The following is a 12539-nucleotide window of genomic DNA, read 5'->3' as shown; positions in this document are numbered from 1 at the left end:
ATTGCGGCCATGGAGTGCGTATCCCTCGCCCATTACAAACGGGGTTGGATTACGCCATGTTAAAGAAACTCGCCGCTGCCTTCAACGACCTCGAACGCGGGCGGCGTGGCAGCTTTGGCAACGACATTTCCACGCCCGAGAACCGCAGGGCAGCATTATGGCATTTCCATTTGTTCGACCACGCGATTTTGCGCGGTCTGTGGACCAATCTGGAACAGATCGCACCGGGCGTCTGGCGGTCGAACCAACCCTCACCCGCGCGCATCGAACGTTATGCGAAAATGGGGATCAAAACCATTTTGAACCTGCGCGGCACGCCCAAAGTCAGCCACTATCTTCTCGAAGAAGAAACCTGCGCGGCGCATGGGATCGAATTGGTCAGCATTGCATTGGCGGCCCGCGCGGCCCTGCCCAAGGAAAATTATCTGGAGGTCATCGACCTGTTGGACCGGCTTGAAAAACCGTTCCTGTTCCATTGTAAATCGGGGGCAGATCGCGCCGGATTGGTCGCCGCACTCTATTTGCTTCACGTGGAAAACGCCCCGCTCGACGTAGCGCGCAAGCAACTCAGCTTGCGATTTTTGCATTTGAAATCAACGAAAACCGGTGTGCTCGATCATATTCTGGATTGTTACGAGGCCGACATGGCCCGTCTTGGCCCGATGGGCATTCGCGATTGGTTTGCCGATCACTACGACCAAGCCGCCGTGCGCGCCAGCTTCAAACCATTGTGGAACCGCTCGTAACCGCGCCGCCCGTGCGGCCAAAGCGGCCAACTTGACGCTCCTCGCTGCGCAGCATAGGCGAAGGGGGCGTTGCGGCCTGCGGCGCGTATTCTGCCCGCATCTCAACTCGACCCATACACGCCGGACATCATGACGCCCCTGCCCCCTCTTCTTCGCCTCTATCTTGGCCTGTCGCGGATCGCGGGCGGGGCTTACCAGATGGTGCACCGTCGCCGGATCACGGCCGGCAAAGAAGATCCCGCGCGGATTGGCGAGCGCTATGGCCGCACCAACGCGCCGCGCCCTGCGGGGCGGCTTGTCTGGTTCCATGCGGCCAGCGTCGGCGAAAGCCAATCCATATTGGAGTTGATCCGGCGTTTGCTTGGCGCGGCGCCGGACATCGAGGTTCTGGTAACCACCACCACCCGCAGCTCCGCCGCATTGCTGCAACGCGATTTGCCGCCGCGCGCACGACATCAATATTCGCCCGTCGATACCCCCGCCGCAACGCGGGCGTTCCTGGATCATTGGCGGCCCGATGTGGCGGTATTCACCGAAAGCGAGCTTTGGCCGCGGCTACTTTGCGAAGTGGAAGCGCGCGGTGTTCCGGCCCTTTTGATCAATGCGCGGGTGTCGCAAAAAACCGCCGGGATGTGGCACAAAATGCCGCGCACGGCGGCGGCGCTGTTATCGCCTTTTGCCCATATCTATACCCAAACCGGTGACACCGCCGAGGCCATGCGCGCCATTGGTGTGGCGGGTGCAAGGATCACCGTCACCGGATCGCTCAAAGAGGAATTGCCTCCCCCCGATGCGGAGGCAGAGGCGCTTGCGGCCCTGCGCAAGGCCATTGGTCCCCGGCCGGTCTGGCTCGCGGCCTCAACCCATGAGGGCGAAGAGATGCCCTTGATCGCAGCCCAGAAGATCATTTTGAACGCAGCGCCAGACATGTTGATGATCCTCGCGCCGCGTCATCCCGAGCGCGCCGATGAGATCAGCGCGATACTGCACGCGCAAGGGCTCGCCACCGCCAGACGCAGCGCAGGGGAACTCCCAGATGCACAAACGCAAGTCTATTTGGCCGATACACTGGGCGAAATGGGCCTATGGTATCGCCTTGCACCGATCGCGTTTATCGGCGGATCCTTGACCGAAATCGGCGGGCACAACCCCTATGAGCCACTCCGACTTGGTGCGGCGCTGATCACCGGCCCCCATGTGGGCAACTTCGCCGAGATTTACGCGCGTCTGGATGCGGCGGGTGCCGTAGCGCGCGCGCGCTCGGCGGATCAGATTGCCAAAGCCATTAGCGCGCTGCGCGACGAGACGGCCCGCACCGGGCAACAGGCCGCAGCGGCACAGGTGCTTGGCTCCGGCACAGCTGCGACCGACGCCTGCCTTGCGGCGATCCTTGATCAATTGCCGGCGGATTGAACGGCGCGCGCCACGGCTGCCCTGCGCTGACGCCCGTTGTCTCCGGTTGACCGTGCAGGCATTTACCCCAATATGACAGCAACGAACAAAGGCAGGGTAATCCATGACCACGACTGATGGCGGTTTGAACCATATGCTAACGGATATGGAGGCCGCGCCCGACCTTTATAAGCCTACAAATTTCTGGAACAGCGGCCTGGAAAGTATCGTCAAAGACATCGAAGCCGAGGGGATGGAAAATTTCCGCACCCATCCCTCTGCGGCGTTTTTCTATGTGCCGGTCTATGCGTCGAACACTCTGCGTAAATACGGCAAATACCTGTTGCCCGTGGTAGACCGGATGCGCCCGCGCAAACGCGCCAAGGCAATGGTGCGTTTGACGCGCTCGGACCGTGCACGGCTCGACTATCGGATATTGCGCGCCACCTCTGTCGCGGGTGGGCTCGATATCGACAGTGTCAGCGAAAGCGATGCCGGCGGCGGCGAGCGGTTCGAATTTGACGGCAAAAGCTACAGCCGGTCGATGCTCAACTACATGCGCGCGCTGAACCTGTTAAAAAAGACGGTAGACACTTCGGGCATCCGCTCGGTTCTGGAAATTGGCGGCGGGTATGGCACCTTGGGCGAGATATTGCTCAAGGCGCGGCCGGAAGACAGCATCTATGTCAACGTCGACATCCCGCCGGTAGCGGCGGTGTCGACCTATTACTTGCAACAGGTATTCGGCGCGGATCAGGTTTTGACCTACACCGACAGCCGGGAGATGGAAGAGATCGACCTTGAGGCCCTCAAAGGGCGCTACAAGGCCGTGGTGCTCTGCCCTTGGCAATTGCCAAAGCTCAAAGGCGCATTCGATCTTTTTGCCAATTTCATGTCGTTTCAAGAGATGGAACCCGATGTGGTGGCCAATTACATCTCTTTGGTGGCGCCTCTTACGGCGGCGCATGTGCTTACGCGCAACACCGCAGTGGGCAAGAAAATCGCACAAAAGGCCGGCGATATCGGAGTTTTCGAACAGGTCACAACCGGATTTATCGCAGACCAATTCCATGGCTTCGAGACTCTGGCCGCCGATGCCTTCGTTTACGGAGAAATGAACGACACGGGCAGCTATGTCTCGCAAGTCTTGGTGCTTGGACGGCAGGTCGCTTAACGGCCCACATCGCGCGGCGCGATGATTTACAACCACGGCAGGCGCGCGTAAAACCTACCTGAACACACGGGGCACGCGCCCTGAGCGACAAACCAAATAGCAATTAGGGGCAAGGCCAGTGCTGACCGGATCAACAATTCTTCTCACGGGCGGCACAGGTTCGTTCGGATCGCGTTTCGTGCCTATGACGCTCGAAAAATATAACCCGCGCCGGATCATCATTTATTCGCGCGACGAAATGAAACAATGGGAAATGGCCAAGGCCTATGGCGACGATCCGCGCATCCGGTTTTTCATCGGCGATGTGCGCGACCGCGAGCGGCTTTATCGGGCTTTGGACGGTGTGGATTACGTCGTTCATGCGGCCGCGACGAAAATCGTACCAACGGCAGAATATAATCCGTTTGAATGCGTCAAAACCAACATCAACGGCGCGATGAACGTGATTGATGCCTGCATCGACAAAGGTGTGAAACGCTGTGTCGCGCTTTCGACTGACAAGGCATCGAGCCCCGTAAATCTTTATGGCGCCACGAAACTGGCGTCCGACAAATTATTCGTTTCGGGCAACAGCTATTCGGGGGCGGATAAATGCCGGTTTTCGGTGGTCCGATACGGCAATGTCATGGGCTCGCGCGGCTCGGTCATTCCGTTTTTCCTGACCCTGCCGGACGGCAGCGAAGTGCCGATCACCGATCCGCGCATGACCCGTTTCATGATCACATTGGAGCAAGGTGTCGATTTGGTCTGGCACGCGTTTGACGATATGGTGGGCGGCGAAATCTATGTGCGCAAGATCCCGTCGATGGTCATCACCGACATCGCCAAGGCCGTCAAACCCGGCGCCGCACAAAAAGTCATCGGCATCCGTCCCGGCGAGAAGTTGCACGAGCAAATGATCGGTCCCGAGGACGCACCACACACCTATGAATACGACGATTACTTCAAAATCATCCCCGCGATCCACAATTGGTCAAAAGACCCCGTTCGGATCAAGGACGGCAAACAGGTGGCCGAAGATTTCACTTATGCCTCGGACAATAATGCCGAATGGATGAAGCCCGAGGAATTGTCGGCCTGGGTCGAGGCCAATCGCGAAAAGATCGGTAAGTTCTGATGATCCCCTACGGTCGGCAGGATATTTCCGAAGAGGATATCGCCGCCGTTGTGGCGGTGCTGCGCTCTGATTTCCTGACGCAAGGGCCTGCGGTGCCACAATTCGAAGCCGCGATTGCCACGCATTGCGGCGCGGACCATGCGGTCGCGGTCAATTCGGCGACCTCGGCGTTGCATATCGCCTGCCTTGCCCTCGGGCTTGGTAAGGGCGACCGCCTTTGGACTGTTCCGAACACCTTTGTCGCCTCGGCCAATGTGGGGCTGTATTGCGGTGCCACGGTCGATTTCGTGGACATCACGCCCGATACCTACCTCATGTGCCCCGAAGCTTTGGCGGAAAAACTCGCCGCGGCGGAGATCTCCGGCACCTTGCCCAAGGTCATCATCCCGGTACATTTTGCGGGCCAAAGCTGTGACATGGCGGCGATTGGTGCTTTGGCCAAACGCTATGGCGTGCATGTCATCGAGGACGCCTCGCATGCAATCGGCGCCACCTATCAAGGCGCACCCGTAGGCAATTGTGCCCATTCCGACATCTGTGTGTTCTCCTTTCATCCGGTAAAAATCATAACCACCGCCGAAGGCGGGTTGGCCACCACACAAGACGCCGCATTGGCGCAGCGGATGGATTTGTTCCGCTCGCATGGCGTCACCCGCGCGCCGGATTTGATGGTCGACGCAGAGGATCAAGGCGGGTGGTATTACGAGCAGGTCGCGCTTGGATATAATTATCGCATGACCGAAATGCAGGCCGCTTTGGGTGTCAGCCAAACCCGCCGTCTGGACGCCTTTGTCGCACGTCGCAACGCATTGGCCGCGCGTTATGATGCGCTACTTTGCGACCTTCCCATCACCCTGCCTGCGCAAAGCAGAGAAAGCTATTCGGCCTATCACCTCTACCCTATTCAGGTTGAAGACCGCGTCGAGGTCTTTGCCCATCTGCGCAACAATGGCATCGGCGTGAACGTGCATTACATCCCGGTCCATACGCAGCCGTATTACCGCGACCTTGGTTTCAAACGGGGCGATTTCCCCAATGCCGAACACTACTACCACCACGCAATCAGCATCCCGCTCTACGCCGGTCTCACCGAGGCTGATCAGGACAGTGTCAAATCGGTTTTGAAGGCCGCACTTGATGGCTGAGACCCCGACCCTTTTGGCCTATCTCAACGGAATGCCGGATGTCGAAAGCACCTATCCGGTGTTGGCGCGGGTGCATGCGCGGGGGCGGCTCAAGGTCAAAGCCTTGGTATATTCCAAGCTCCTGCGCAAGGAACAGCGGTTGACCGAGGCCTTCGAAGCCCAAGGGTTCATGCCCGAACCCGCCTCAAAACTGCGGATGAAATTGCTGTATCAACGCGACATTCGCCGGGCTGGCGCGGTATTGACCATCGCGGACCCCTATTGGGACACGACCACGCGCAAACAACGCGGCACTTACATCCTTAAAATCGGCCAGCAATGCATCTACTTGCAACACGGCGCTTATCAGCTGGGCGTCAACGCACCGTTGGTGGATCGCCCGCAAAATTACTATTCGCAAAAGCTTCTGTTTTGGGAACCCTTGGGCAAAAATCGCGAACTGTTCACTCCCGATGTCCCCGAAAAAATCGAGATCTGCGGCTTTACCAAACAAAATATCCTACCGCCCAACACCTGGGGGCCGGAGTTAAACGATTGGGTCGCACGGCATCCGCGCCGCTTGCTGGTTTGCCAATCCTTTCGCTGGGGCGGCGGGCGCTATAGCGCGGATCATATCCAACATTTCTATGACCTGATGGATGCGGTTTTGACCCGTCATCCGGACCTTGGGATCATCATCCGTTCGCACCGCGGGAAGGTGCGTAAAAACCACCGTTCTTTGGACAATGCCTTAGCCGCAAAACATTCCAACGTAATGTTTTCACACTACTATTCCGGCCCTCTGGCCAAGGCGACGATCCATGATGCCATTGATCTTTGCGACGGCATGGTCTCGCCCACGTCAACCACGGTGCTCGATTGCATTTACTCGGGAAAACCGGCGGCGGTCTTTGCCGAAGATGTCGATGTCTTTGCCGAATTGCCGCAGATCAGCGATCTGGCCAGCATGGAGGCCTTCATCGCCTCTATGGGAAAACCCGATCCGGTGATGGACGATGTGCGCACACGGTTTGGCGATTTTGACAGCAATCTGACGCGCGCCGCCGAAATCATCGAGCAGCAGGTTTTAGGCCACTAGGTTCAGCCCAACATATCCCATGTCAGCGCTTCCCCGCGCTTCAGATCCCGCCCGGCCGTGCGGCCCAGCACGGTATCATAGTGTTTCGGCGCCAGCCCGTGCCCTGGACGGATCGAGCGGACATTCTCCGGTGTCAATTCCGCGCCCGCCGCCACATCATCCACCACATAAAGCGAGCGGCGGAATTGCGCGTTGCTTCCGCCGACACCGGCACGATCATAGCGCGGTGCGCCCATCGCCGCGTGGGCCATCCGGGCATCATCAACCAATTGCTTGAACTCCTGCGGCTCCAGCGAGAAATCCGCATCCGGCCCGCCGTCCGAACGCGCCAAAGTCAGGTGTTTCTCGATGATTGTCGCGCCGCGTGCAATGCTGGCCACGGTCACCGCAGAGCCCAGCGTATGATCGGACAGACCGACCGTGACGCCAAATGCCGCAGCCAAAGCTTCAATGGTCTGCAAGCGCATTTCTTCGGGCTTGGCCGGATAGGCCGAGATGCAATGCAAAAGCGCCACGCATTCCGCCCCGCCCGCGCGGGCCGCTTTGAGCGCCTCTTCGATCTCGGCATAATTGGCGATGCCCGTGGACATAATCAGCGGCTTTCCCGTGCCCGCCGCCTTACGGATCAGTGGCGTGTCGACCAATTCGAAAGAGGCGATTTTATAGGCAGGCGCGTTTAACCCTTCTAGAAAATCCACTGCCGTGTGATCGAAAGGCGAAGAAAAACAATGCAATCCATGCTCTTCCGCGCGCTTGAACAATGCCGCGTGCCAATCCCATGGGGTGCTGGCCTCTTGGTATAACTCATAAAGGCTACGCCCGTCCCACAGCCCGCCGGAAATACGAAACTCCGGCGCATCAGCGTCGATGGTGATCGTATCGGCGGTGTAGGTTTGCAATTTTACTGCATCCGCACCGGTGCTGGCGGCGGCATCGACCAAGGCCAGAGCGCGATCCAGATCGCCGTTATGGTTGCCGGACAATTCCGCAATGATATAGGGCGAATGATCGGCCCCGATGGGGCGTCCGGCGATGTGAAAGTCTGCGCTCACGGTCATGTCCTCATGGTTGCGGCCCGATCGGGGGCGGCGGCGCATCATGGGGCAGCGCCAACCTCTCCCGCACATCCCATGTGGACAGGCGAAAAGCAAGCGCGGGGCTGTTTTCCGGCAGCGGCGCGGTGGCAAATCCAAGTGCGCGGTGCAAGTGGATCGAGGCGGCATTCTCGGGCAAGACCTCGGCTTCGATCTCGTTGACATCCTCGCGCAAAGCCATTTCGCGCAAGAAGGCCGCCAACATGCGCCGTCCTGCGCCTTTGGGGGACTCCGGCGCCCCGATGTAGAAACTCCACCGCCAGACCCCTGCTCCTGTGCAAATCGCAGAGACCGCGCCCAAATCGCGCCCGCCTTCGCCATAAATACAAAACACCCCATCGTCGCGTTGCACCGCGCGCCGCACCCATGCCTGATGATCCTCCCAAACCAACGGATCGGACGTCAGGCTGGCGGCCCGGATATGTGGTTGGTTACGCCATTCAAAAAGGCGCGCGGCATCCTCTTCGCGCAGGGGACGCAGCACCCTATCCAGCGCCGACACCACCCGCGCCGCGCCGGTGCCATCGCAAATCTCGGCCGCGCGGCGTGCAAGCATCGGGGCCGATGCTATGACCTCTTGCAACGCCGCGATCAAACGCCTTTGATCCCGCGCCTGTGCAAGCGACAGCGTTACGCTGGCCCCGGCTTGCGCCAAAGCGGCCACGCCCGGTTCTTGATTTGCGGAGACAGACACCGACAGGGTTGGCAGCCCCAAACAGCAGCGTTCCCAACTTGTGGTTCCACCGGCCCCGATACACAGGTCCGCCGCCGTCATGCGCGCGGCCATATCAGTGGCATCCAACGTCACGGTGATCGCCGGCTCCTTCGCAGCGTAGGCCTCGACCTCGGGGCGGCTCTGGCTGGCCGATCCCATCACCACCTCGGCAACCAGCGCATCGGCCCGTGGTTTTTGCGCATTGTAGGCGGTGATGGCCGCGACAGCCAAAGGCGCAAGCCCTGCGGCGTCCATCATACCGGGGGCGATCATGACGCGGCGCGGGGTGCCGCCCCGCCGTGCCAGCGCGGCGGGGCGGGCTTTGGCAAATTCGGGACGTAGCAATGCAAACTGCGGACCGCTCAGCCGCGCCAAGGCGGATTGTCGGCGCGGAGCGCGCCCAAGACGTGTCTGGTCAAGGACCATATCCGCCGCCCAATCGCGATCATCAAGATCATCAAAGACCATCAGCTTCACATCCGCACCGCCGGGTCGTAACGCCTCCCGCAAAGTCGCAACCCATCTACGGTCAACACCGTAGTGATCCAGGATCACCCAATCCGCGCGCATGGTCTGTGCCACTTCAGCGGTGCGCGCCGCGTCCCGGGCCATCGGTTGACGAAGCCAATCGGTGTACCCCTCAGGCCCATCGCCCATGGGGATTACCGCGTCTGCGGGACCGGCGCGATTTGCCCCCTGCACACCGTCACGGCCGGAGGCCGCAGGCATCAAGGTTACCCCATACCCCGCCGCGCGCACCCAATCGGCCATCCCGCCATCTGCCGCGATCATCACGAAATGCACATGATGCCCCGCCGCCTGCGCCGCATCGGCCAACGACAGGCAGCGCATGACATGACCGCCGCCTATGCGCGCGTCACCATCAGCGCGGATCAGCAATCGCATGGCTCAATTCCGCCCGCGCAGGGCGAAAAGCTTCTCGGCGAAATCCCAATCGGCCATCGTATCAATATCGACGCAGCGATCCGCCGGCAAAACAACCCCCGCCGCACCGTCCCAAATCCGCGCTTGGTCGTCGCGCCACGTTGCTGCGCTGCCCCAATAAAACTGCCCGCTGTCAAAAAATGCGGTTTCGAGGTCCTGCGAGCGTTTCGGCATCATATCGGCATCGATAGCAACAACATCCGCGCCCTGCCCCGTGCGGCGATAGGCCCGTTGGATCGGCGTGCGATATTCGCCCAGCGCCAGAACCCAGCGTGCGCCGCCCTGCATCAAATCGATCCCCTCGCGCAAATCCTGCGCGGTGACGAAAAACGCGGTCGGGTAGAGGCAACACACCGGCACATCCGGCGCGAGGTCCAACCGGTTCACCGCATCGCGGATCACCTCAGTGGTGCCGGTAAAATCATCGGCCAAATCCGCATCGCGCATAAAGGGCACCTCGGCCCCCAAGGCTTGCGCAGTTTCGGCAATCTCGGCGTCATCTGTGGTGACGACGATCCGCGCAAACAGGCCGCTGTCTTGGGCGGCGGCCACGGGCCACCCCATCGCCGGACGCCCCGCAAAAAGACGATGGTTTTTATGAGGGATACGTTTTGACCCGCCGCGCGCAGGAAGAATGGCAACCGCAGGTGGCGATAAGGCTTCAGTCATCAGATGCCGCTCGCAGCATATCGATCAAGAAATATTGGTTCATGGACTGATCTCTCTTTACCCTATCATCCGAAGGCGCGCTTTGGCACGGCTCTGCCTTGGGCCAAGTTTATCAGCCCTCCGGACAGGAGCAACACACAACCCAAAGGGCCGCGCCCTACTTTGGTTGCTTCGCCCCCTTCCAACGGCGATGCATCCACAGCCATTGCCCCATGTTCTCACGCACACGGCGTTCGAGACTGTCATTGAGCGCCTGTGTCATATCTTCGGCGGTTGTATGGGCAATCGGGGCTTCGAGTTCGACCTTGAAGCTCATCCCGTCGGCTTGGCGAATGGCATAGCAGGGGATCACCAAAGCATCATATTTCAACGCCATTTGCGCCGCCGACACTGCGGTATAGGCGGTTTGACCAAAGAAGCTGAGCGGCGCACCCGCCCCCATATGTTGATCAATCAAAAGCGCCAAAGATCCGCCGTCTTTGAGGTGTTTGATCATCTGCGTCATGCCCCGGCGGCCACGTTCGAACAATGGGCTGCCTGCGGTGGAAATCGCAGCAACGTAGCGCTCATTGAACACGCGATTGTTCATCCGGCGGTACAGCCCCCCAAGCGGAAAGCCCCGCGCCGCAAATCCGGTGCGGATCACATCGTAATTGCCAAAATGACCAGAAACAAAAATGACCGGCTGTCCCTTGGCCCGGGCTTGCTCTACCGCGTCCACCCCCGGTCCGGAAAACGGCGTTTGCAAAGCCACCTTATGCAACTCGCGCGGAGAGAACATTTCAAGCACCGCACGGCCCATATTGTCAGGCACGGCACGGACCAATCGCGCGATGTCCTCCGATGGCAGATCGATGCCAGTCAGACGCAGGTTGTTTTCGATCCGCTTGCGATATCCGGCCAAGGGCGCGAAAACCCGCGCAAAAAACCAACCGCCAAACGGGATGCGCCACCGATAGGGCAGCAACCGGATCAATTCCAGCACCCCGATGAGCACGACACCAACGGCGGTCTCACCCCACACAGACAGACGCTGCTTGACAGAGGGCGTTGCGCGATCGTCGCTGTTCTTGGTCATCGGGTATTTGGCCTGCGTTGCGACGGATATACCGCCAGAGTACCGGCCATATATGGCGTCAAATCTGCCGCGACCCAAGGGGAAATATGGACACCTGTGCCGTAAGATCAAGCAAACCCCCGGCGCACGGCCGGATCGACGCTTGTGTGTTTTGCTACAGCGAAATAATTTCCGAAATAATTTGACCAGCCGGGAAAATCCTTCATGGTTGTGTCATCAAAGTTAACCATACCTGCAAAGATCTCGCTCAGACCTTAGAGGAAGGACTCTCAAAAATGATCCCGACACAGATGAAACACGCCACCACGGCCATGGCTTTGGTGTTTGCCGGGCTGGCGCAAACCGCCTCTGCCGACACATTGCGGTTGCTGACATGGGGCGGATATGCGCCCGAAGAGGTCGTCGAACTGTTCGAGGCCGAAACCGGCCACACCGTTGAGGTGACAAAATCCAACAATGAAGAAATGATCGCCAAGTTGCGTGCGACCGGCGGCGGCGGTTTTGACCTTGCCCAGCCGAGCCAAGACCGCATCGCAGGCCCGCAAGCAGAGTTCGGCATCTACAAACCGATGGACCTCAGCAAACTGGACCAAACGCAATTCATCGGCTCGATGCTGAGTGCGACCATCGCCAACACCACCGTGGATGGCGCGGTTTATGGCGTCCCGCATGTTTGGGGCACCTCGGGATTGGTAACCGACACGGCCAATGCGGGCAGCGTCAAGGATTACACCGACCTGTGCAATGCCGATGTCGCGGGCAAAGTGTCCTACCGCCTCAAACGCCCGACCTTGATCGGTTTTGCCTTTTCGATGGGTCTTGATCCCTTTGCCGCCTATGGCGACGAAGCCGCATACAAAGAGATCATGGGTAAGGTCGAAGCCAAGTTGACCGACTGCAAACCCGGCGTCAAAACCTATTGGGGTGGCGGCGACGAATTGATGGGTCTGATGCGGTCCGGCGAAGTTGTGGCATCGATGGCGTGGGACACCGGCGGTTGGAAATTGAACGCCGACAATGCCGACATCACCTTTGTGGCCCCTGCCTCCGGTGCGCTTGGATGGATCGACACATTCGTGTTGCCCGCCAAAGGCAAATCCGATGATGCCGCCTATGCGTGGATCAATTTCGTGATGAAGCCCGAGATCGCGGCGATGATCACCAATGCCGCCGGCAATTTCACCGCCTCCAAAGGCGCGGATGCCTTTGTCTCTGCCGATCTTAAAGCCCGCTATCAGGCGTCCTTTCCGCCAGAAGCCGTGGATAAGATCAATTGGTATCCGCCTGTGCCTGCGGGACTTGAAGCGATCGAAGGCGGCGTTTTGGACCGTGTGAAAGCCGCGAAGTAAACCGCCCAACAGACCCAAAGCGGCATCCGCATCCCTG

Annotated in this window: 11 protein-coding genes; 7 read left to right on the top strand and 4 right to left on the bottom strand. The window is 59.5% G+C overall.

From position 1 onward, the window contains the following. The first annotated feature begins 56 nt into the window (after positions 1-56). From DI396_RS07755 to DI396_RS07730, 6 genes are all read left to right on the top strand, one after another. On the top strand, positions 57-746 hold the full coding sequence (locus DI396_RS07755) for a tyrosine-protein phosphatase (protein WP_110795621.1): 690 nt from the start codon (positions 57-59) through the stop codon (positions 744-746). Positions 747-875: 129 nt separating this feature from the next. After that, entirely contained in the window at positions 876-2159 is a 1284-nt protein-coding gene (locus DI396_RS07750) for a 3-deoxy-D-manno-octulosonic acid transferase (protein WP_235851781.1), read from the top strand. Between the two features lie 103 nt (positions 2160-2262). Further along, positions 2263-3312 (top strand): putative sugar O-methyltransferase, encoded by a 1050-nt coding sequence (locus DI396_RS07745; protein ID WP_110795620.1) that lies wholly within the window; start codon positions 2263-2265, stop codon positions 3310-3312. Between the two features lie 118 nt (positions 3313-3430). Further along, positions 3431-4429, top strand: coding sequence for a UDP-N-acetylglucosamine 4,6-dehydratase (inverting) (gene pseB, locus DI396_RS07740; RefSeq protein ID WP_110795619.1), 999 nt, complete (start codon positions 3431-3433; stop codon positions 4427-4429). Then, entirely contained in the window at positions 4429-5574 is a 1146-nt protein-coding gene (gene pseC / locus DI396_RS07735; protein ID WP_110795618.1) for a UDP-4-amino-4,6-dideoxy-N-acetyl-beta-L-altrosamine transaminase, read from the top strand. Before pseB ends, pseC begins: the two co-directional genes overlap by 1 nt. Beyond that, a complete protein-coding gene (locus DI396_RS07730; protein ID WP_110795617.1) occupies positions 5567-6652 on the top strand; it encodes a glycosyltransferase family protein in 1086 nt (361 codons plus the stop codon). Before pseC ends, DI396_RS07730 begins: the two co-directional genes overlap by 8 nt. A 2-nt stretch (positions 6653-6654) precedes the next feature. Here DI396_RS07730 and pseI read toward each other — a convergent pair whose 3' ends face one another. The 4 genes from pseI to DI396_RS07710 all read right to left on the bottom strand — a co-directional run bounded on the left by pseI (position 6655) and on the right by DI396_RS07710 (position 11153). Further along, the gene (pseI, locus tag DI396_RS07725; RefSeq protein ID WP_235851780.1) at positions 6655-7704 is read right to left on the bottom strand and encodes a pseudaminic acid synthase; all 1050 of its coding nucleotides are present in this window, start codon (positions 7702-7704) and stop codon (positions 6655-6657) included. A gap of 10 nt (positions 7705-7714) precedes the next feature. Then, positions 7715-9367: a UDP-2,4-diacetamido-2,4,6-trideoxy-beta-L-altropyranose hydrolase gene (gene pseG, locus DI396_RS07720; protein WP_110795616.1), complete on the bottom strand. Its 1653-nt coding sequence runs from the start codon at positions 9365-9367 to the stop codon at positions 7715-7717. Positions 9368-9370: 3 nt separating this feature from the next. Then, the gene (pseF, locus tag DI396_RS07715; RefSeq protein WP_110795615.1) at positions 9371-10075 is read right to left on the bottom strand and encodes a pseudaminic acid cytidylyltransferase; all 705 of its coding nucleotides are present in this window, start codon (positions 10073-10075) and stop codon (positions 9371-9373) included. A 157-nt stretch (positions 10076-10232) separates the two neighbouring features. Beyond that, positions 10233-11153: a lysophospholipid acyltransferase family protein gene (locus tag DI396_RS07710; protein ID WP_110795614.1), complete on the bottom strand. Its 921-nt coding sequence runs from the start codon at positions 11151-11153 to the stop codon at positions 10233-10235. Between the two features lie 275 nt (positions 11154-11428). On the opposite strand from DI396_RS07710, the gene DI396_RS07705 reads away from it, so the two are divergent. After that, positions 11429-12502, top strand: a complete 1074-nt coding sequence (locus tag DI396_RS07705; protein ID WP_110795613.1) for an extracellular solute-binding protein — start codon at positions 11429-11431, stop codon at positions 12500-12502. Positions 12503-12539 lie beyond the last annotated feature (37 nt).

Origin of the sequence: Litorivita pollutaquae (assembly GCF_003205515.1) — a bacterium.
Lineage (GTDB): Bacteria > Pseudomonadota > Alphaproteobacteria > Rhodobacterales > Rhodobacteraceae > Litorivita > Litorivita pollutaquae.
This window is presented reverse-complemented; position numbering and strand designations above follow the sequence as displayed.